Below are 21,779 nucleotides of genomic sequence, written 5' to 3'. Positions count from 1 at the left end.
ATCGGATCTGTGCGGAGGAAATTGCAGGTGAGTGCGGTATTCGGGGGGCGAAGACGCGTGGCGGCCCGCCGTGCGCCTCGCGTCCTCGAGCGGTGGCGTGCGGATGCCGCGTGGCGCGGTCCGGAGCGGGCGGGCGAACCCGTAGGGTGCGGTGGGCGACCTCCCCGGCCTTGCGATGGGGCGCATGGTCCCGCCGTGACCGGTCGCCGGTAACCTGACACGTCGATCGCCGCCCCCGAAAGGAGCCTGGTTTCTGTGCAGTCCGGTCAACCGCGCGCATTGCGGCCAGAGCATTCGCCGTCAACGCCGCTGGCGTCGCTGGCCGCCGTCATCGGCGCCGCGACGAGTCCCGAATCGGCTGTGCGCGGCGTGTCGGTCACCGGCATCGAGCAGCGCTCGAACGCCGTGCTGCCCGGTGACCTGTTCGCCGCGCTGCCCGGCGCCCGCGCGCACGGTGCGCGCTTCGCGCGGGACGCGGTGGCCCAGGGCGCGGTCGCGGTGCTGACCGACGCGGCGGGCGCGGAGCTGGCCGGTCCGCTGGACGTGCCGGTGCTGGTGCGGGAGAACCCGAGAGCGGTGCTGGGCGAGCTGTCGGCGACGATCTACGGCAATCCGTCGGAGCGGCTGCGCATCGTGGGAATCACCGGCACCTCGGGGAAGACCACGACCTCCTATCTGGTGGAGGCGGGCCTGGCCGCGGCGGGGCTGTCCACCGCGCTGATCGGCACCATCGAGACCAGGATCGGCGGCAGGCGGGTGCCGAGCGCGCTGACCACGCCCGAGGCGCCGCAGTTGCACGCGATGTTCGCGCTGATGGTCGAGCAGGGCGTGGACGCGGTGGTGATGGAGGTGTCCAGCCACGCGCTGACGCTGGGCCGGGTGGACGGGGTGCGGTTCGCGGTGGGCGCGTTCACCAACCTCTCCCAGGACCACCTCGACTTCCACGCCGACTTCGAGGACTACTTCGCCGCCAAACGCAAGCTGTTCGAACCTGATTCGCCGGTCGCGGCGCGCACCGCCGTGGTCTGCGTGGACGACGAGTGGGGGCAGCGGCTGGCCGCCGGTCTGCCGAACCCCGTCACGGTGGCGACCACCCGGACCGCCGCCTGGAGCGTCACCGGCCCGGTGGCGGCGCACGGCGGCGAGCAAGACTTCACCGCTGCGGGTCCGCACGGGGAGATCCCGGTGCGGCTGCGGCTCCCCGGCCACTACAACGTCGCCAACGGCCTGCTGGCGGTGGCGGTGTGCGCGGCGGCGGGCGTCGAGCCGTCGGTCGCGGCGCCCGCGCTGGCGACCGTGGACGTGCCCGGCCGGATGCAGCGGGTGGAGCGCGGACAGGACTTCCTGGCGATCGTCGACTACGCGCACAAGCCCGCGGCGCTGGAGTCCGTGATCGCCACGCTGCGCGGGCATCTCGCGGCGGACACCGCGGGACGGCTCGCGGTGGTGGTCGGCGCGGGCGGTGACCGGGACGCGGCGAAGCGGCCGCTGATGGGCGCCGTGAGCGCGCGCGGCGCCGACCTGCTGGTCATCACCGACGACAATCCGCGCACCGAGGACCCGGCGGCCATTCGCGCCGCCGTGCGCTCCGGTGCGCTGGCGGTCCCGGAGGCCGAGCGCGGCGAGGTGCGGGAGATCGGTGACCGAGCGGAAGCCATCGCGGCGGCGGTGGCGTGGGCGCGCCCCGGTGACGTGGTGCTGATCGCGGGCAAAGGACATGAGGCAGGGCAGGAGATCCAGGGCGTGAAGCACCCCTTCGACGACCGCGACGTACTCGCGGCCGCATTGGAAAGACGCAGTCCGCAAGGTAACCACGCGGAGGACTTGACGGTTTCATGATCGAGATGACACTGCGGGAGATCGCGGAGGTCGTCGGCGGCACGCTGCACGACGTCGCAGACCCGGAGGTGCGAGTGACCGGCGCGGTCGAATTCGATTCGCGCCGAATCGGTTCCGGCGACCTGTTCCTGGCGCTGCCGGGCGAGCGCTCCGACGGTCACGACTACGCGGGCGCGGCGATCGCCGCGGGTGCGGTGGCGGTGCTCGCGGCGCGCCCGGTCGGCGTGCCCGCCATCGTGGTCACCCCCACCCGCGGCGCCGTACCGTCGAAGTCGGTTGCGCTCAGCCATGATTCGGATGGTTCCGGCGCCGCGGTGCTGACCGCGCTCGCCGCGCTGGCCCGCGCCAGCGTGTCGCGTCTCGTCGCCGCGGGCGGGCTCACCGTCGTCGGCGTCACCGGCTCGTCCGGCAAGACCTCCACCAAGGACCTGCTGGCCGCCGTTCTGGCGCCGCTGGGCACGGTGGTGGCCCCGCCGGGATCGTTCAACAACGAACTCGGGCACCCGTGGACGGCGTTGCGCGCCGACGCGGGCACCCGGTTCCTGGTGCTGGAGCTGTCCGCGCGCGGACCAGGGCACATCGCCGCGCTGGCCGAGGTGGCGCCCCCGGGCATCGGCGTGGTGCTCAACGTGGGCACCGCGCATCTCGGCGAGTTCGGCAGCCGCGAGGCCATCGCGAAGACCAAGGGCGAGCTGGTCGAGGCGTTGCCGCCCACCGGGCTCGCCGTGCTCAACGCCGACGATCCGCAGGTCGCCGCGATGGCCGCGCGGACGTCGGCGCGGGTGGTGACCGTCGGGCAAGCCGCGACCGCCGACGTGCGGGCCACCGATATCCGGCTCGACGACCAGGCCAGGGCCGCGTTCACGGTGCACACCCCCGCGGGCAGCGCGCCGGTGCGCCTGGCCGTGCACGGCGAGCACCAGGTCGGCAACGCGCTGTCGGCCATCGCGGTCGCGCTGGAGTGCGGCGCCGATCTGGACACCGTCATCGCGGCGCTGTCGGGTGCGCGCGCCGCGTCCGCGCGCCGGATGGACGTACGGACAACCGCGGACGGCGTCACCGTCGTCAACGACTCCTACAACGCGAATCCGGATTCGGTCCGCGCCGCGCTCAAGGCGCTGGTGAGTATGGCGCGCGCGGGCGAGTCGCCGCGGCGCAGCTGGGCGGTGCTCGGCGAAATGGCCGAACTCGGCGAGGAATCCGTCATCGAGCACGACGCCATCGGGCGGCTCGCGGTGCGGTTGGACGTCAGCCGGGTGGTCGTCGTCGGCACCGGGCGGCCCGCCCGCGCGCTGCACCAGGGCGCGGTGATGGAAGGGTCATGGGGTGAGGAATCGGTCCTGGTACCGGACATCGACGCGGCGATCGCGCTGCTCGAACGGGAAGTCGCGCCCGGCGACGTGGTGCTGGTGAAGGCATCGAAGTCGGTCGGCTTGTGGGCGGTCGCCGAGCATCTGACCGACCCGGCCGCACGCGGCGGCGCGGCGAACAGCGGGGTGGGACAGGACACGGAGGCAGCAGGATGAGGCAGATTCTCTTCGCCGCGGCGATCGCGCTGACGGTCTCGATCCTGCTCACCCCGCTGCTGATCCGGTTGTTCGCCAAGCAGGGCTTCGGGCAGGAGATCCGGGTCGACGGACCCGCCAGCCACCAGGCCAAGCGCGGTACACCCACGATGGGCGGCGTCGCCATCCTGGTCGGCATGTGGGCCGGTTACCTCGGCTCCCATCTGATCGGCATCGGCTACGACGCCGACGGTCCGTCGGCGTCCGCGTTGCTGGTGCTCGGACTGGCCACGGCTCTGGGCGCGGTGGGTTTCGTCGACGACTTCATCAAAATCCGCAAGCAACGCAACCTGGGCCTGACCGCGGCGGGCAAGTACATCGGCCAGCTGTCCGCGGCCGTGATCTTCGGCTTTCTCGCACTGCAGTTCCGCGGCGGGAGCGGGTTGACCCCCGCCAGCAGGCACCTGTCCTACGTGCGCGACATCAGCACGGTCACCATGGGCGTGGTCGTGTTCCTGGTGTTCGTCTGCTTCGTGGTGGTCGCCTGGTCCAACGCGGTGAACCTCACCGACGGACTCGACGGGCTGGCCGCCGGATCGATGAGCCTGGTGCTGGGCGGATACGTGATCATCACGTTCTGGCAGTACTACCACGCCTGCGAGACCAAGCCCGAGACCGGCTGCTACAACGTGCGCGATCCGCTGGACCTCGCGCTGGTCTGCGCCGCGGGCGCGGCGGCGTGCGTCGGGTTCCTGTGGTGGAACGCCGCCCCGGCCAAGATCTTCATGGGCGACACCGGTTCGCTCGCGCTCGGCGGCCTGCTGGCGGGCCTGTCCATCACCACCCGGACCGAACTGCTGATGATCGTGATCGGCGCGCTGTTCGTCGCCGAGACCGCGTCGGTGGTGTTGCAGGTCGCGGTCTTCCGCACGACGCGCAACCGGTTGTTCAAGATGGCGCCGTTCCACCATCACTTCGAACTCAGCAAGTGGGCCGAGACGACGGTGATCATCAGGTTCTGGCTGCTGGCCGCGATGGCGTCCGCCGTCGGGCTCGGGCTGTTCTACAGCGAATACCTCTCCGCGGTCGGGTGAGCGAGATGGTCGAACATTCGCCGCGCGCCCTGCGCTCACCGGGGCCGATGCTGGAATTCCTGCGCGGCCGCGACGTCCTGGTCGCCGGCTGGGGAGTGTCGGGACGCTCGCTGGTCGAACCGCTGCTCGACATCGGCGCGCGCCCGGTGGTCACCGACGGCGGCGCCGCCGCCCTGGCCGAGGCGGCCGGGCTCGGGCTCGACGTGGCCACCACCACGGAGCTGGAGAACACGGACTGGAGCCGGTTCGCGCTGGTGATCACCAGCCCGGGCTGGCGGCCGGACTCGCCGGTGCTGGCGTCGGCGGTGGCCGAGGGCACGCCGGTGTGGGGCGACGTGGAGTTCGCCTGGTGGGTCGACCAGGCCAGGATCTACGGTCCGGTCCGCAAATGGCTGGTCGTCACCGGCACCAACGGCAAGACCACCACGACCCAGATGACCCACGCGATCCTGCGCGCCGCGGGCATCGCCAGCGTCGCCTGCGGCAACATCGGCCTTCCCATCCTGGACGCCCTGCGGCGCAACCCCGGTCCGCAGGTGCTCGCGGTGGAGCTGTCGTCGTTCCAGCTGCACTGGGCGCCGTCGGTGCGCCCGGAGGCCGGGGTCGTGCTCAACGTGGCCGAGGATCACCTCGATTGGCACGGCGGCCTGGACGCCTACGCCGCGGCCAAGGCCAGGGCGCTGGTCGGCCGGGTCGGCGTGGTCGGTCTGGACGATCCGGTCGCGGCCTCGCTGGGCCGCAAGTCCAAGGCACGCCGGACCGTGGGTTTCCGCGTCGGTGTGCCCGCCGACGGCGAACTCGGCGTCGTGGACGGCAAACTGCTCGACCGCGCGTTCACCAAGGCCGCCATCCTCGCCGAGGTCGGCGACATCAGCCCGCCCGGCCCCGCCGGGGTCGCCGACGCGCTCGCCGCGTCCGCGTTGACCAGGGCGATCGATGTGGCGCCGCAGTTCGTCCGGGAAGGGTTGATCGAGCACAAGGTGGGCCCGCACCGGTCGGCGTTCGTGCGCGAGCTGGCCGGCGTCGAGTTCGTCGACGACTCCAAGGCCACCAATCCGCACGCCGCGCGTTCATCGATCCTGGCGCATCAGCAGGTGGTCTGGGTGGCCGGTGGCCAGCTCAAGGGCGCGCACGTCGAGGACCTCGTCGAGGAGGTCGCCGACCGGCTGGTCGCCGCGGTGCTGCTCGGCGCGGACGCGCCGGTGATCGCGGCGGCGCTGGCGCGACACGCGCCCGAGGTCCCCGTGGTGGAGCTGATCGCGGGAGACGATGCACGGATGGGTGACGAAGCGTCGAGAGCCGCCGCGGCCGACGCGGTCATGGCGCGTGCGGTGCGGGCGGCCGCCGGTTTCGCCCGCCGCGGCGACACCGTGCTGCTGGCCCCCGCCGCCGCGTCGCTGGACATGTTCGAGGATTACACCCATCGGGGCCGCAGCTTCGCCGCGGCGGTGCACGCCCTGGAAGACGGTGACCTGGGGACCACCGACGCCGGGGGTTTGCGGTGACTGCCGACCGGGGCGGGGCGGTGTGGCGGCCCGCCCCGGTCGGCCCAGTCATCTCCCCGGGATCGGACGGCAGCCACACCGGTGCACGCCGTCGCCGCGGCCAGGACGCCCTCCGAGAGCGACGACAGAGGGCAGGGCGGGAGAACGTTTCGTGACTTCGGGTAACGGCAGGCGTTGGACCGGTAGGGCGGCCCGGACCTCGGCCGCGCGAAAAGCCGGCCCGCAAGCGCCGCGCGTCGGCGGGGCGGGACGAGGTCCCGCGTCGTGGCTGGCGCGGCCGCTCGCGTCGTTCCATCTGGTCGTGACGATCGCCACGCTGCTGACGGCGCTCGGATTGGTCATGGTCCTGTCGGCATCCGGAGTCGTTGAGTACGCGGAGGGCGGGTCGGCGTACTCCCTGTTCATCCAGCAGACGTTGTTCGCGGCGATCGGCGCCGTCCTGTTCTACCTGGCCCTGCGGGTTCCGCTGCGCCTGCTGCGCCAGGCGTCGTTCCCGCTGTTCGCGATGTCGGTGCTGGCGCTGGTCCTGGTGCTCATCCCGGGGATCGGCACGCAGGTGCAGGGTGCGCGTCGCTGGTTGATCTTCGGCCCCGTCTCGGTGCAGCCGTCGGAGGTCGTGAAGGTGACCTTGATCGTCTGGGGCGCGCACCTGCTGGTCTCCCGGCGCGCGATCGGTTCGAGTCTGCGGGACATCCTGGTGCCGCTCGTCCCGGCGGGCGTGCTGGTGTGCCTGCTGATCGTGGTCCAGCCGAATCTCAGCACCACGGTCGCGGTGGGCATCATCCTCGGCGCCCTGCTGTGGTTCGGCGGTCTGCCGGTGCGGCTGTTCGTGACGATCGCGATCTCCGGTGTGGTGGCCGCGGGCGTGCTCGCGATGTCGGCCGGTTATCGGTCGAATCGGGTCCGGTCCTTCTTCAATCCGGGCTCCGATCCGCAGGGCGACAATTACCAAGCGCGACAAGCCCTGTATTCGCTTGCCGACGGGGGGATCTGGGGCAGAGGGCTGGGACAGAGCCGAGCCAAGTGGAGCTACCTGCCGAACGCGCACAACGACTTCATCTTCGCGATCATCGGCGAAGAGCTGGGCTTCCTGGGCTGCGCGCTGGTGCTGGGGCTGTTCGCGTTGTTCGTCTACACCGGACTGCGCATCGCCGCCCGGTCGGCTGATCCGTTCCTGCAATTGCTGACCGCCTCCGCGACGACGTGGATCGCCGGACAAGCCATGATCAACATCGGGTACGTGGTAGGTCTGCTGCCGGTCACCGGGTTGCAGCTGCCCTTGGTGTCGGCCGGTGGCTCGTCGCTCGCGATCACCCTGCTCATGTTCGGGCTCATCGCCAATGCCGCGCGACACGAGCCGGAGGCCGTCGCGGCGCTGCACGCCGGACAGGACGGCCGTTTCAGTAGGCTGTTGCGGTTGCCCAAACCCGAGGTGTACGCCCCGGCTCGGGCGAGCGCGGCCCGCCGCGGCCGGGCGCCGCGGCAGGCCGACCGCGGACCGTCGGCGCTCCCGCGGGGGCGGGGCGGCCGGTTCGGCGCGGAACCGGCGCGGCGCCGCTCGCCGGAGAGCCGCGGCACCAGCTCGGCGCGCGCCACCCGGGCTTGGGAACCCAGCTATCCGGTCAATCACGCAAGAGAACGGGGAAGATCCAGGTGATCTCGGTAATCGTCGCGGGCGGCGGCACGGCGGGCCACATCGAACCGGCGCTGGCGGTGGCCGACGCGTTGCGGCGGCTCGACGATGGCATCCGAGTGACGGCACTGGGCACCGAACGCGGCCTGGAGACCCGCTTGGTCCCGGAACGCGGCTATCCGCTCGAGCTCATCCCTCCGGTCCCGTTGCCCCGCAAACCCACCGCCGATCTGCTGCGGTTGCCCGGCCGGGTGCGGGCCTCGGTGGCCGCCACCCGGGCGATCATCGATGCGGTGGAGGCCGACGTGATCATCGGTTTCGGCGGCTACGTGGCGCTTCCGGCGTATCTGGCGGCGGGCGCCGGCGTGCTGCGCCGCAGACGCCCGGTCCCGGTGGTGGTGCACGAGGCGAACGCGAAGGCCGGTATCGCGAACAAGGTCGGCGCTCGCCGCGCCGCGCGGGTGCTCGCGGCGGTCCCGGACTCCGGTCTGCCGGACGCGCGGGTGGTGGGCATCCCGGTGCGCGCCTCGATCACCACACTGGACCGCGCCGCGCTGCGCGCCGAGGCACGTGCGCACTTCGGCCTCCCGGCCGACGGGCCGGTGCTGCTGGTCTTCGGTGGTTCCCAGGGTGCTCGGACGCTGAACGAGGCGGTTTCCGGCGCCGCCGCGCAGCTCGCCGCCGCGGGTATCTCGGTGTTGCACGCGCACGGCCCCAAGAACACCCTCGAGGTGGACCAGGCCGAGAGGGACGGCGCCCGGTACGTGGCGGTGCCGTATCTGTCCCGGATGGACCTCGCCTACGCCGCCGCCGACGCGGTGGTCTGCCGATCGGGCGCGATGACCGTCGCGGAGGTCTCCGCGGTCGGGCTGCCCGCGTTCTACGTGCCGCTGCCGCACGGCAACGGGGAGCAGGAACTCAACGCCCGGCCCGTGGTGCGCCAGGGCGGTGGCAGAATTGTCCCCGATTCCGAGTTGACGCCGAAGTACGTGATCGATGAGGTGATTCCGCTGCTCATGGACTCCGAACGGCTGATCGAGATGGGCCGGGCCGCCGCAGGCGCCGGGCACCGCGACGCCGCCGACGAGGTGGCGCGGATCGCGATGGAGGTGGCGCGCCGATGAGCGACACCACCGCCGACCGGGTGGCCCCGGACACCGGCGCCGAACGGACCGGGCTGCCCCCGGAGCTGGAGCGTGTGCACATGGTCGGCATCGGCGGGGCCGGGATGTCCGGCATCGCGCGGATCCTGCTGGCGCGCGGCGGCGCCGTGTCGGGCTCGGACGCGAAGGAGAGCCGGGGCGTGCTCGCCTTGCGCGCTCGGGGCGCGCAGGTGCGGATCGGCCACGACGCCACCGCCTTGGACCTGCTCCCAGGCGGCCCGACCGCGGTGGTCACCACGTACGCGGCCATCCCGAAGACCAATCCGGAACTGGTCGAGGCCGCGCGCCGGGAGATCCCGGTGTTGTTGCGGCCCACGGTGCTGGCCTCGCTCATGCAGGGCCATCGCACCCTGCTCGTCTCCGGCACGCACGGCAAGACCTCCACCACCTCGATGCTCATCGTGTCGTTGCAGCACTGCGGGCTCGATCCGTCCTTCGCGGTGGGTGGCGAGCTGAACGAGGCGGGCACCAACGCGCATCACGGCACCGGCGACATCTTCGTGGCGGAGGCCGACGAGAGCGACGGCTCGCTGCTGCAGTACGACCCGGACGTCGCCGTGGTCACCAACATCGAATCCGATCACCTGGATTTCTTCGGCTCCGACGAGGCCTACGTGCAGGTCTTCGACGACTTCGCCGATCGGCTGGCCGCGGGCGGCCTGCTGGTGGTGTGCCTGGACGATCCGGGCTCGCGGGCGCTGGCCGAGCGGGTCGGCGCGCGCTTGGCCGAGCGGAACGTGCGCGTCCTCGGCTACGGCTCCGGCGACCTCGCGGACGCGCCGGTCCCGGTGGGCGCCCGGTTGCACAGCTGGGAGCCGCGGGACGTCGGCGGCCTCGCGCAATTCCAGCTCGCCGACGAGGCCGCGCCGCGCACGCTGCGCCTGTCGGTGCCGGGCAGGCACATGGCGCTCAACGCGCTCGGGGCGCTGCTCGCGGCCCGGGCCACCGGTGCCGACGTGGGCGAGATCGTCCAGGGCCTGGAAGGGTTCGGCGGCGTGCACCGCCGGTTCCAGTTCGCCGGGCGGGAGAACGGCGTGCGCGTGTTCGACGACTACGCCCACCATCCCACCGAGGTACGTGCCGTGCTCGGCGCCGCCGCCGAACTGGTCCAGCAGGAGGCCCGCGACGGCGCCCGCTCCAGGCAGGGCCGGGTGATCGTGGTCTTCCAGCCGCACCTCTACAGCCGGACCGCGACCTTCGCGCAGGACTTCGGCGCCGCGCTGAGCCTGGCCGACGAGGTCGTCGTGCTCGACGTCTACGGCGCGCGGGAGAAACCGCTGCCGGGCGTGAACGGAGCGCTGGTCGCGCAGTCGGTGACGAAGCCGGTGCACTACCAACCGGATATGTCGCGGGTCGGGCGCCAGGTCGCCGGGCTGGCGTTGCCCGGCGACGTGGTGATCACCATGGGCGCGGGCGACGTGACGATGCTCGGCAGCCAGATTCTCGACGGATTACGGGCGCGTCCCCAGCACGGACGGTGACCGGGGGTGCGCGGAGTCGGGTCGGCGCGCGCGGCCGGGCGTCGCGCGGGCGATCGGTTCGGCGAGATCGAATGGCGCCGGATTCGCCTGTGGGGATTGCTGGGCGTGTGCGTCCTTGCAGTGGTCGCCGCCATCGCCTGGTTCACCCCGGCGCTGTCGGTGCGCACGGTGCGGATCGACGGGGCGGTGGCGGTGCCCGAGCAACAAGTGCGGGATCTGCTCGAAATTCCTTCCGGCCGCTCGATTCTGCGGATCGACACCGATGCGATGGCCCGGCGGGTGGCGAGCATTCCGAAGGTGCGCACGGCGCGGGTGCAGCGGATATTCCCGTCCACGATCCGGGTGACCGTCGTCGAGCGTGCGGCGGTGTTGTTCTACGACAGCCAGGAGGGCGCGCATCTGCTGGACGCCGACGGCGTGGAATTCGCCGTCGAGCCCGCGCCGATCGGCGTGCCGAAGTTGATCACCGATCATCCCGGCGGCGCCGATCCGGTGACCAGGGCGGCGGTCGCGATCCTCGCCATCGTGCCGCCTGCGCTGGCAGTTCAGGTGAGTGAGGTTGCGGCGCGGTCCCTTTCGGACATTTCGCTGAATCTGAAGGACGGCCGCACGGTACTCTGGGGCGGGAGCGACGACGCCGAACGAAAGGCGGCGGTGGTGTTGCCGTTGTTGACGCGCCCCGGAACGGTGTTCGATGTGTCGAGTCCCAATCTGGTCACGGTAAAGTGATCCACACCCATTGCGCCCAGGTATTTTTCGGCGGTCCGGGAGTAGTTCCGGCGCGGAGAAGGGGGCCGGGGGGCAACCGTTCACCATACGACGTGTGGAGCGGCGAGACGAGCGGGATCACGCAAGATTCTGGCTCTCGTTTCGGCGCGCCTGCGCGCGTATCGCGTCGGCTGCGAATAGCGTTCCGCACCAGTCGGATACTTGACATAACGCTAACCCTATGGTTGAGCTTTAGAGTTTGCCCGAGCCGCGGTTCGCTCCTCGCAGCGACCCGACTCCGGAACGGGCCCATGAGCGTGTGCCGAGAATCCGGAAACGACAGGCTTTAGATCGAAGGAAGGCGAGAGCCCATGACGCCCCCGCACAACTACCTTGCGGTGATCAAGGTCGTCGGTATCGGCGGCGGCGGTGTGAATGCCGTCAACCGGATGATCGAGCAGGGACTCAAAGGTGTCGAGTTCATCGCGGTCAACACCGACGCCCAAGCGCTGCTGATGAGCGATGCCGACGTCAAGCTCGACGTCGGCCGTGAGCTGACCCGCGGTCTCGGCGCCGGCGCGGACCCCGAGGTGGGGCGCAAGGCCGCCGAGGACCACAAGGACGAGATCGAAGAGGTGCTCAAGGGCGCCGACATGGTCTTCGTGACCGCGGGTGAGGGCGGCGGCACCGGCACCGGTGGCGCACCGGTCGTCGCGCAGATCGCGCGCAAGCTCGGCGCGCTCACCATCGGCGTGGTGACCCGCCCGTTCTCCTTCGAGGGCAAGCGGCGCGGGAACCAGGCCGAGGTCGGCATCAACCTGCTGCGCGAGTCGTGCGACACGCTGATCGTCATCCCGAACGACCGGCTGCTGCAGCTCGGCGACGCGGCGGTGAGCTTGATGGACGCTTTCCGCTCCGCGGACGAGGTGCTGCTCAACGGTGTGCAGGGCATCACCGACCTGATCACCACCCCCGGTCTGATCAACGTCGACTTCGCCGACGTCAAGAGCGTGATGTCCGGCGCGGGCAGCGCGCTGATGGGCATCGGCTCGGCGCGCGGCGAGGGCCGCTCGGTGAAAGCGGCCGAGTCGGCGATCAACTCGCCGCTGCTGGAGGCGTCGATGGACGGCGCGCACGGCGTGCTGCTGTCGATCGCGGGCGGATCCGATCTCGGCCTGTTCGAGATCAACGAGGCCGCCTCGCTCGTGCAGGAGGCCGCGCACATCGAGGCCAACATCATCTTCGGAACGGTGATCGACGATTCGCTGGGGGACGAGGTGCGGGTCACCGTGATCGCGGCGGGCTTCGACGGCGGCGGCCCGGCCCGGCGCACCTTCGAGAGCGCGGGCCGCGGCACCATCGGCACGGCGAGATCGGGCGAGATCGGGCAGAGCCGAGCCAGTGAGATCGCCGCGCGCGGCAGCGACAGCACTCCGAGCACGTCTCCTACCGGTACTGCGGGCCGCGGCGCGCTGCCGAGCTACCGGGACACCGAACGGCCGCGGACGCTGGGCGAGCCGACGGTGACGAGCAACACGCGATCGCACATCACGCCGCCGGACGCCGACGACGATGACGACGACGTGGACGTGCCGTCGTTCATGCGGAGGGGTTGAGCGCTGGAGTCCGGTTCCGGCGCAGGCCGGGACCGAGCTGGAAAGAGCGATCCCGGCCCGCGCCGGGACGCGTCGGAGGACACGGGGGAGTGGTGTCCCGGAGTACGACTGTCGATCGATGAATACGGGGGACGCCGGCGCGGGGGCCGGCCGGCCGGGACCGGGCTCCGGGCGCCCGATGCGACGCAACTGTCCCGCCCCCGGGCGAAAATTCGCTTTCTACCTGGGCATTTCGACGCTGTTCGCGGAGCGCCACTACGCTCGTCGCCATGACTATCGCGCCGACCATCACTGTCCGACGGGTCACCACGACCAGGTCCGGAGGCTTCTCGGCGCCCCCCTACGACTCGTTCAATCTGGGTGACCACGTCGGCGACGATCCGGCGGCCGTGCGGCGCAACCGCGACCGGCTGGCCGAGGGCATCGGCCTGCCGCCCGAGCGCCTGGTCTGGATGGAACAGATCCACGGCCGCAACGTGGAGATCGTCGACGGCCCACGCGCCGAACCGGTCCCGGCCACCGACGCGCTCGTGACCACCGTGCCCGGGCTCGCGCTGGTCGTGCTCACCGCCGACTGCGTGCCCATCCTGCTGTCCGACGACGAGGCGGGCGTGATCGCCGCCGTGCACGCCGGGCGGATCGGCGCTCGCATCGGCATCGTGCCGCGCGTGCTCGAGGCGATGGTGTCGGCCGGCGCCCGGCTGGATCGGGTGGGCGCCCTGCTCGGGCCCGCTGCCTCCGGCCGTCAGTACGAGGTCCCGGCTGCCATGCGCGCCGACGTCGAAGCCCACCTGCCCGGCAGCGCGACCACCACGCTCCGCGGCACCCCCGGGCTGGATCTGCGCGCGGGCATCTCCCGGCAGCTCACCGAGGCGGGCGTCGGGGCGATCGCGGTCGACCCGCGCTGCACCATCGAGGACCACACCCTGTTCAGTCATCGCCGTGGCGCGCCGACCGGCCGGATCGGCGGCGTGATCTGGATGGAGGCCACGGCATGAGCGGTAAGGCCCGGAGGCGGCGGCGGAGCGTGACCACGCAGGGCCCCGCTCATGCCGACAGCAGATACGGCATGAGCGGTCAGGCCCGGAGGCGGCAGCGGAGCGTGACCACGCAGGGCCCCGCTCATGCCGACAACAGATACGGCATGAGCGGTCAGGCCCGGAGGCGGCAGCGCAGCGTGACCACGCAGGGCCCCGCTCATGCCGACAACAGATACAGCATGAGCGCGCGAGCCGCCGCAGAGCCGATGCCGCGGAGCGTCGCCGAGGTGCGGGCATGAGCGCCGATGCCGAGACCGCCGTGGACGGCACGCTCGCGGCCCGGACCGCCGAACTGTCGGACAACCTGGCGGGGCTGCTCGCTCGCATCGACGCGGCATGTCGCGCGGCCGGGCGCGCGCCGGATTCGGTGCGGCTGCTGCCGGTGACGAAGTTCTTCCCCGCCTCGGACGTGGCGATCCTGCACCGGCTGGGCCGGCGGGAGTTCGGCGAGTCGCGCGAGCAGGAGGCCGCGGCGAAGGTGACGGCCCTGCGTGAGCAAGACCTCACCGGCATCCGCTGGCACATGATCGGGCGGTTGCAGCGGAACAAAGCGCGCGCTGTCGCCCGCTGGGCGCACACCGTTCACTCGGTCGACAGCGAACGTCTGGCAACCGCTCTGGACGCCGGTGCCGTGGCCGCGCTGGAGGCGGGCGAGCGCACCGAACCGCTGCGGGTGTTGCTCCAGGTGAGCCTGGATGACGACCCCGCCCGAGGCGGTGTCCCGGCAGGCGATCTTCCCGCGCTCGCCGAACGGATTGCGGACGCTCCGGGATTACGTTTGTCGGGTCTGATGGCCATTCCTCCGTTGGACGCGAAGGCCGATGCCGCATTTGCGCGACTTGCGACGTTGCACACGTTGTTGCTCGCCGATCATCCGGACGCGACAGAGCTTTCCGCGGGAATGTCGGGCGATCTGGAATCCGCGATCGAACACGGTTCGACGGTTGTGCGTGTCGGTACCGCCTTGATGGGTATGCGACCGATAACCTCGGGCTAGCAAAGAAACCTCATCAGTCACATTCGACACATATGCTGGGATCTGACGAGGGCTGAGCAAGACTTCAACACCCGGCCGCCACCGGGGCCGAAGGAAGGTCGACCAATGAGCACGCTGCACAAGTTCAAGGCGTACTTCGGCATGGTTCCGCTCGAGGATTACGAAGACGACTACGTCGACGATCGCGCCCCCCGAGGCGTGGACGAGCGTGGTGCTCGCCGGCCCCGGCCCCGTGACTACTCCGACCGCGACGGCTACGTCGACCGCTACGGCGAGGATCGATACGGCGCAGGCCGTTTCGACGATGTCGACTACCCCGAGCCCGCCTACAAGTCCCCGTACAAGCCGGGTTACTCGGTGTCGCGCCGCGACGACTACGTCGACGAGCCCTACGGCGACTACGACGCGCCCCGGCGTCCCACCCGGATCGAGTCCGCCCCGTCGGGCCGGTTCCGGGCGGGCGGGAGCGCGCCGCCGCTGCGCGGTGCGACCCGAGGCGCGCTCGCCGTCGATCCCGACGCCGAGGAGCGCAGGCTGGAGGAGCGCGTGCGTCCCGAGCCCGCCCCGGTGCGGCGGCCCGGGATCTTCGAGGACGGAGGCCCCTTGTCCAAGATCACGACGCTGCGCCCGCGCGACTACAGCGAGGCTCGGATCATCGGCGAACGCTTCCGTGAGGGCAATCCGGTGATCATGGATCTGGTGGATCTGAGCAACGCCGACGCCAAGCGGCTGGTCGACTTCGCCGCGGGTCTCGCCTTCGCGCTGCGCGGATCGTTCGACAAGGTCGCGACGAAAGTGTTCCTGCTCTCACCGGCCGATGTCGACGTATCAGCGGAAGAACGCAGGCGCATCGCGGAAACCGGCTTCTACAACCAGAAATAAGGTCGTGATCTGGGGGGCGGAGCAGACCTGGCGCCGGTTGTGCGGCGCGGTCATTTTGCGCGAAGCGATTTTTACGGCAGAGTGAACTGGTGGCCTTGTTCGCGGTGCTGTACTTCGTACTGTTCATCTTCTGGCTGTTGCTGATCAGCCGGGTGATCGTCGAGTTCATCCGTAGCTTTGCCCGAGACTGGCGTCCTACCGGTGTCGTGGTCGTCGTCCTGGAGGTGATCTTCACGATCACCGATCCCCCGGTGAAACTGCTGCGGCGGTTGATACCCCCGGTGTCACTGGGCGGAATTCGCCTGGATCTGTCGATTATGGTCCTGCTTTTCATCGTCTTCATCCTGATGTCGATCGTGGGCAGGCTCGGGCAACCGGTAGCTCCGGTGTGACAGAATGGGCCGTGAAGACAGCTTGCTAGATCTGCTAGATCTCCAAAAGACGCGTGAAGGGATCCTTCCATGCCGCTGACCCCAGCCGATGTGCACAACGTCGCGTTCAGCAAACCCCCGATCGGGAAGCGTGGCTACAACGAGGACGAAGTCGACGCGTTCCTGGATCTCGTGGAGCAGGAGCTCTCGCGCCTCATCGAGGAGAACGCCGATCTGCGTCAGCGGGTCGCCGAACTCGACGCGGAACTGGCCGACGCCAAGAAGAACCGCGGCCCGGCCGTGGCGAACACCGTGAAAGCGCCGATTCCGCAGGCCCCGCCGCCTCCGCCGGAACCGATCAAGCCCCCGGTGCCCGCCGCGCCGCCCGCTCCGATGCCCGCCGCGCCGGTGGCCAAGGACGCGCCCGGCGCGGACGCCAACCTGCAGGCCGCCAAGGTGCTCAGCCTCGCCCAGGAGATGGCGGACCGGCTGACCAGCGACGCCAAGGCCGAGGCGGAGAGCTTGCTGTCGAATGCCCGGGCGAATTCCGAGCGACTGGTCGGAGACGCCAGGACACGGTCGGAGGCCATGATCGCCGACGCCCGCCAGAAGTCGGACGCGATGCTGTCGGACGCGCAGACCCGCTCGGACAACCAGCTGCGCCAGGCCAAGGAGAAGGCCGATGCGCTGCAGGCCGACGCCGAGCGCAAGCACACCGAGATCATGGCGACCATCACGCAGCAGCGCAGTGTGCTGGAGAGCCGGATCGAGCAGCTCAAGACGTTCGAGCGGGAGTACCGGGTGCGCTTGAAGTCGTACCTGGAGTCGCAGCTCGAGGAGCTGGAGAACCGCGGCTCGGCCGTCCCCGTCGACGGCGGCGACGCCTTCGTGGATGCCAACACGGCGAACAACCTCGCGCCGGCGTCCTTCGCCAAGGGTGGCAAGTAACGCGTCGCGCCCCAGCACAGCAGTTCGCATACCGTTAGAGGAACTGTCGAGCCGCCCGGCATGCCTTGGGGGTCACCATGCTCGTCTTGACACTCGTCCTTGCCGCGATCGGCTTCGCCCTGCTCGTGGCCGCGCTCACCACCGGATCGGTGATCTGGGCGTGGGGTTGCATCGTGGTGTGCGTCATCGGCGCGATGCTCTTGCTGGTGAGTGCTTTGTCCATGCGGAGTCCGGATGGTGATTCCCCGCCGCCTCCTGGTCGTCATGCCAAACGCTGACCTGCCTCACAAAGTGAGTTGACCGCTCCGGCTAGAATCAAACATGAATGCGGCGTCGATCCGGCTATCACCGGGGAGCCTTCGGAAGAACGGCGGCACGGCCTGCGGGCCGGGCGCTCAGTAGAACCGAACGGGTGAGCCCGTCACAGCTCGCGAATGAGAGGTCCGGTGTCCGCCACACCGGACAAGCGGGGTGGTACCGCGGTTTCGGCGCACCGGGCGCCGGCATCGTCCCCGTGCCAACGACTCGGCACGAGGAGACGTATCCGCCATGGCGGACCAGACTTCCAGCAACAGCGCGTACCCGCGCGTCGACCTGAGCGTCGGCAACGGGGCGTCGTTCCCCGAGATGGAGCGCCGCGTGCTCGACGCGTGGGCGGCCGCCGACACCTTCCGCGCGAGCATCGAAAACCGTTCCGGCGCAGCTGAATTCGTCTTCTATGACGGGCCGCCCTTTGCCAACGGTCTGCCGCATTACGGACATTTGCTCACCGGATACGTCAAAGACCTCGTTCCGCGTTTCCAAACCATGCGCGGCAAGCGGGTCGACCGGCGATTCGGCTGGGACTGCCACGGATTGCCCGCCGAAATCGAAGCCGAAAAGCAGCTCGGTATCACGGACAAATCACAGATCGATGCGATGGGCCTCGCGGAATTCAACGCGGCCTGCAAAACGTCGGTGCTGCGCTACACCGGGGAATGGCGCGACTACGTGACGCGCCAGGCCCGCTGGGTCGACTTCGACAACGATTACAAGACGCTGGACACCGACTTCATGGAGTCGGTGATGTGGGCGTTCAAGTCGCTGTACGACAAAGGGCTGATCTATCAGGGCTTCCGGGTGCTGCCCTACAGCTGGTACGAGCAGACGCCGTTGTCGAATCAGGAAACCCGCCTCGATGACGCCTACAAGATGCGCCAGGACCCGGCGGTGACCGTCGACATGGCGTTGCGCGTGCCCGCCGAGCATCCGCTGCACGAACTCGACGGCGCCAACGCGCTGATCTGGACCACCACGCCGTGGACGCTGCCGTCCAACTTGGCGATCGCGGTGCACCCCGACGTCCGCTACGTGCACCTGCGCGCCGCCGACGGCAAACGCTATGTGCTCGCGACCGAGCGGGTCTCGCACTACGCGCGGGAGTTCGGCGAGGAGCCGGAGGTGCTCGCCGAGTTCGACGGCGCCGCGCTGGCCGAGCTGTCCTACGCGCCGCCGTTCGACTTCTTCGCCGGCCACCACAACGCGCACCGGGTGCTCACCGCCGACTACGTGACCACCGACTCCGGCACCGGCATCGTGCATCTGGCACCGGCTTTCGGTGAGGAGGACATGGACGTCGCCTCCGCGCACGGCATCGAGCTGGTGCAGCCGCTGGATGCGGGCGGCCGGTTCACCTCGATGGTGCCGCCCTACGAGGGCCTCATGGTGTTCGACGCCAACCCGGTGATCATCAAGGATCTCAAGGCCGCGGGAAAGCTGTTGCGGCACGAGACGATCGAGCACTCCTACCCGCACAGCTGGCGCTCCGGGCAGCCGCTGATCTACATGGCCGTGCCGTCCTGGTTCGTCGCGGTCACCAAGTTCCGCGACCGCATGGTCGAACTGAACAAGCAGATCACCTGGGTGCCCGAGCACATCCGCGACGGCCAGTTCGGCAAGTGGCTGGAAGGCGCGCGGGATTGGAACATCAGCCGCAACCGGTACTGGGGCAGCCCGATCCCGGTGTGGGTGTCCGACGATCCGGCCTATCCGCGCGTCGACGTGTACGGCTCGCTGGACGAGCTGGAGCGCGATTTCGGCGTGCGCCCGGCCGATCTGCACCGCCCGATGATCGATGAGCTCACCCGGCCGAATCCCGACGACCCGACCGGCAAGTCGACGATGCGCCGGGTGCCGGAGGTGCTGGATTGCTGGTTCGAGTCGGGCTCGATGCCGTACGCCCAGGTGCACTACCCGTTCGAGAACAAGGAGTGGTTCGACAGCCACTTCCCGGGCGATTTCATCGTCGAGTACAACGGGCAGACCCGCGGCTGGTTCTACACGCTGCACGTGCTGGCGACGGCTCTCTTCGACAGCCCGGCGTTCAAGACGGTCGCCGCGCACGGCATCGTGCTCGGTGACGACGGCCTGAAGATGAGCAAGTCCAAGGGCAACTACCCGGACGTCAACGAGGTGTTCGACCGGGACGGCTCGGACGCGATGCGCTGGTTCCTGATGAGCTCGCCGATCCTGCGCGGCGGCAACCTCATCGTCACCGAGCGCGGCATCCGCGAGGGCGTGAGCCACGCGCTGCGTCCGTTGTGGAACGCGTGGACGTTCCTGCAGCTGTACGCGTCGAAGCCCGGAGTGTGGCGGACCGATTCGCCGCACGTGCTCGACCGCTACATCCTGGCGAAGCTGGCGCGGACCCGGGACGTGATCACCGCGGCGCTGGAGGTCTACGACATCGCGGGCGCCTGCGAGGAACTGCGCTCGTTCGCCGACGCGCTGACCAATTGGTACGTGCGGCGGTCGCGGTCGCGGTTCTGGAGCGAGGACCGCGACGCGGTGGACACCCTGCACACGGTGCTCGAGGTGGTCACCCGGCTGGCGGCGCCGTTGCTGCCGCTGATCACCGAGGTCATCTGGCGCGGTCTGACCGGCGGCGACTCGGTGCACCTGGCCGACTGGCCGAAGGAGGGCGAACTGCCGGACGATCCGGAGCTGGTCGCCGCCATGGACGAGGTGCGGGTGGTGTGCTCGACGGTGCTGAGCCTGCGCAAGGCGCAGAACCTGCGGGTGCGGTTGCCGCTGGCCGAGGTCACCATCGCCGCGGCCGACGCCGAGCGGCTGGCGCCGTTCGCCGATATCGTCGCCGACGAGGTCAACGTCAAGAAGGTGGACCTGACCACCGACGTGGACGCGCACGGCCGTTTCGAGCTGGTGGTCAACGCCCGCGCCGCGGGTCCGCGCCTGGGCAAGGACGTCCAGACGGTGATCAAGGCGGTCAAGGCCGGCGAGTGGTCCGAGGACGCGGACGGCACGGTCCGCGCGGCCGGGATCGCCCTGCTGCCCGAGGAGTACACCCAGCGCCTGGTCGCGGCCGAACCGGAGTCGACCGCGGCGCTGCCCGGGAACGCCGGTCTCGTAGTGCTGAATTCGGTGGTCACCGAGGAGCTGGAGGCCGAGGGCTGGGCGCGGGACCTGATCCGCGACCTCCAGGAGACCAGGAAGTCCGCCGGGCTGGACGTCTCCGACCGCATCACCGTGGTCCTGGACGTCCCCGCGGATCGGGCCGAGTGGGCGCGGACCCACCGTGACCTGATCGCGGGCGAGATCCTCGCCACCACGCTGACCTTCGGCGACGCGGGTCCGGAGGCCGCCGATCTGGTCGGCGGTGTGCGCGCGACGATCGCGAAGGCCTGAGCGCCGGGTACCGAGTGAATCGGGGCGGAACCTGAGGGTTCCGCCCCGACTGCTGTTCCGAGCGGCCTTGTGCCGCGCGGCAGCGATCGGCGAAGGTCGTGCGGCACACGCCGAATAGGTCGATGCTCTCGGCCGGGCCGGAAACATCTGCGCCACGGTCGGCTTGTTCCCGGCCGCTCGAGGTGGACCTGCGCGGCGGTCCAGTCGCGCATCATGCGCTATCAAAGGGCAACTCGATGGCAAGGCGCGATCGAGTTCCAGCGCCGCCCGCTGCGCCTCTTTAGTGATATAGATCACATGCTGAGAGTTTGCTGATTCCCGACAATTCGCCGATATCCCAGGCACAATCTGCGGTGTCGCTGCTGTGACCCAGGTGATCTCCGGGACGGCAGTTTCTCTTTTCGGCGTGTCGTACGTGGAATTTGGCCGTGCCGGGAACAGATCCGGCGCGGGTGGCCGCGGCTCCATATCGGGGACCGCTGTCGATGCCATGTGTTAGCCAGGCTGCCGATCGGTGGCCAAGTCAACTGCGCCCATGGAAGGGGCGAGCACGTGCCGAGAAAATCGTTGCACCGCATCGCACTCGGATTCCTGCTCTCGACCATCGCAATCGTTCTGCTCGCCGGACCCGGCTGGGCCGACACCGGCAGCGCCTCCGGCAGCGGGCCGGGCAGCGCCTCCTCCGGTTCGGCCTCGGGTAGCGGTCCCGGCGGCGACTCCGGCAGCGCCAGCGGCTCGGGCTTCCTGCCGGTGCCCAGTGTGTTCGGCGTCGGCGCGCTGGCCGCGGCGACGACGCAGATCGGCAAGCCATATGAATGGGGCGGGACCGGCCCCAACAGCTGGGACTGCTCGGGTCTGGTGCAATGGGCCTACCGCCAAGTCGGCGTGAGCATTCCGCGGACCACCTGGCAGCAGGCGAAGGCGGGCGCGCCGGTCCCGATGGGCTCGCTGTCGCTCGGCGACGTGGTGGTGCTGAACCGGGACGGCTCGCACGTCGGCATCTACGCGGGTAACGGACAGGTGCTCAACGCGTACGACTGGGGTGTGCCGGTGGGCTACACCCCGCTCGACGAATTCGACATCTACGCCATCCGCCGCTTCTGAGCGTGCGCCGTCGAGGGCGCGCGATGCCGATCGCGGCTGCTCCCGGCATGACACGGCCCCGACCAGCAGTGTGGTCGGGGCCGTGTCGGCTCGGCGCTGCCCGGCCGAAACAGATGACGGTCGGCTCGACCGGCGGACGACGACTGCCGTCCTGGTAGAGGGACGGTCCGCGGCGATTGCCGTTGGTGGAGCCGGGCCGCGCCGCCGGT

17 protein-coding genes are annotated in these 21,779 nt (G+C 70.2%); all 17 read left to right on the top strand.

The window, feature by feature from the left end; all coding sequences use genetic code 11:
- The first annotated feature begins 255 nt into the window (after nt 1–255).
- The 17 genes from QMG86_RS22020 to QMG86_RS21940 all read left to right on the top strand — a co-directional run bounded on the left by QMG86_RS22020 (nt 256) and on the right by QMG86_RS21940 (nt 21,570).
- Nucleotides 256–1,839 carry a UDP-N-acetylmuramoyl-L-alanyl-D-glutamate--2,6-diaminopimelate ligase gene (locus QMG86_RS22020; RefSeq protein WP_281874574.1) on the top strand — a complete coding sequence of 528 codons (1,584 nt, stop codon included), beginning with the start codon at nt 256–258 and terminating at the stop codon, nt 1,837–1,839.
- Entirely contained in the window at nt 1,836–3,365 is a 1,530-nt protein-coding gene (locus QMG86_RS22015) for a UDP-N-acetylmuramoyl-tripeptide--D-alanyl-D-alanine ligase (RefSeq protein ID WP_281874573.1), read from the top strand. The genes QMG86_RS22020 and QMG86_RS22015 overlap by 4 nt, the downstream gene beginning before the upstream one ends.
- Complete coding sequence (gene mraY / locus QMG86_RS22010) at nt 3,362–4,438, top strand: phospho-N-acetylmuramoyl-pentapeptide-transferase (protein ID WP_159840394.1); 1,077 nt, start codon at nt 3,362–3,364, stop codon at nt 4,436–4,438. Before QMG86_RS22015 ends, mraY begins: the two co-directional genes overlap by 4 nt.
- A gap of 47 nt (nt 4,439–4,485) precedes the next feature.
- Entirely contained in the window at nt 4,486–5,943 is a 1,458-nt protein-coding gene (gene murD / locus QMG86_RS22005; protein ID WP_281881067.1) for a UDP-N-acetylmuramoyl-L-alanine--D-glutamate ligase, read from the top strand.
- A 151-nt stretch (nt 5,944–6,094) separates the two neighbouring features.
- Complete coding sequence (gene ftsW, locus QMG86_RS22000) at nt 6,095–7,600, top strand: putative lipid II flippase FtsW (RefSeq protein ID WP_434085516.1); 1,506 nt, start codon at nt 6,095–6,097, stop codon at nt 7,598–7,600.
- On the top strand, nt 7,597–8,700 hold the full coding sequence (murG, locus tag QMG86_RS21995) for an undecaprenyldiphospho-muramoylpentapeptide beta-N-acetylglucosaminyltransferase (RefSeq protein WP_281874572.1): 1,104 nt from the start codon (nt 7,597–7,599) through the stop codon (nt 8,698–8,700). Before ftsW ends, murG begins: the two co-directional genes overlap by 4 nt.
- Nucleotides 8,697–10,220, top strand: a complete 1,524-nt coding sequence (gene murC / locus QMG86_RS21990; protein WP_434085517.1) for a UDP-N-acetylmuramate--L-alanine ligase — start codon at nt 8,697–8,699, stop codon at nt 10,218–10,220. The genes murG and murC overlap by 4 nt, the downstream gene beginning before the upstream one ends.
- Before the next feature lie 6 nt (nt 10,221–10,226).
- Entirely contained in the window at nt 10,227–10,949 is a 723-nt protein-coding gene (locus QMG86_RS21985) for a cell division protein FtsQ/DivIB (RefSeq protein ID WP_434085518.1), read from the top strand.
- Between the two features lie 350 nt (nt 10,950–11,299).
- Nucleotides 11,300–12,544 (top strand): cell division protein FtsZ, encoded by a 1,245-nt coding sequence (gene ftsZ, locus QMG86_RS21980; protein ID WP_281874571.1) that lies wholly within the window; start codon nt 11,300–11,302, stop codon nt 12,542–12,544.
- A 269-nt stretch (nt 12,545–12,813) separates the two neighbouring features.
- Complete coding sequence (gene pgeF / locus QMG86_RS21975; RefSeq protein WP_281874570.1) at nt 12,814–13,542, top strand: peptidoglycan editing factor PgeF; 729 nt, start codon at nt 12,814–12,816, stop codon at nt 13,540–13,542.
- Between the two features lie 277 nt (nt 13,543–13,819).
- Nucleotides 13,820–14,581 (top strand): YggS family pyridoxal phosphate-dependent enzyme, encoded by a 762-nt coding sequence (locus QMG86_RS21970; protein ID WP_281874569.1) that lies wholly within the window; start codon nt 13,820–13,822, stop codon nt 14,579–14,581.
- A 105-nt stretch (nt 14,582–14,686) separates the two neighbouring features.
- Entirely contained in the window at nt 14,687–15,463 is a 777-nt protein-coding gene (locus QMG86_RS21965) for a cell division protein SepF (RefSeq protein WP_281874568.1), read from the top strand.
- A gap of 89 nt (nt 15,464–15,552) precedes the next feature.
- Nucleotides 15,553–15,855 carry a YggT family protein gene (locus QMG86_RS21960; RefSeq protein ID WP_039797136.1) on the top strand — a complete coding sequence of 101 codons (303 nt, stop codon included), beginning with the start codon at nt 15,553–15,555 and terminating at the stop codon, nt 15,853–15,855.
- A 69-nt stretch (nt 15,856–15,924) separates the two neighbouring features.
- Nucleotides 15,925–16,782, top strand: a complete 858-nt coding sequence (gene wag31 / locus QMG86_RS21955) for a DivIVA-like cell division protein Wag31 (RefSeq protein WP_281874567.1) — start codon at nt 15,925–15,927, stop codon at nt 16,780–16,782.
- Between the two features lie 77 nt (nt 16,783–16,859).
- Nucleotides 16,860–17,060 carry a hypothetical protein gene (locus QMG86_RS33615; RefSeq protein WP_084488747.1) on the top strand — a complete coding sequence of 67 codons (201 nt, stop codon included), beginning with the start codon at nt 16,860–16,862 and terminating at the stop codon, nt 17,058–17,060.
- Nucleotides 17,061–17,331: 271 nt separating this feature from the next.
- Nucleotides 17,332–20,466, top strand: a complete 3,135-nt coding sequence (gene ileS / locus QMG86_RS21945) for an isoleucine--tRNA ligase (protein ID WP_281874566.1) — start codon at nt 17,332–17,334, stop codon at nt 20,464–20,466.
- Nucleotides 20,467–21,018: 552 nt separating this feature from the next.
- Complete coding sequence (locus QMG86_RS21940; RefSeq protein WP_281874565.1) at nt 21,019–21,570, top strand: NlpC/P60 family protein; 552 nt, start codon at nt 21,019–21,021, stop codon at nt 21,568–21,570.
- Nucleotides 21,571–21,779: the final 209 nt, after the last annotated feature.

Origin of the sequence: Nocardia sputorum (genome assembly GCF_027924405.1) — a bacterium.
Taxonomy (GTDB): Bacteria; Actinomycetota; Actinomycetes; order Mycobacteriales; family Mycobacteriaceae; genus Nocardia; species Nocardia sputorum.
Note: the sequence above shows the minus strand (reverse complement) of the source record. Positions and strands in the feature narration are given on the sequence as shown.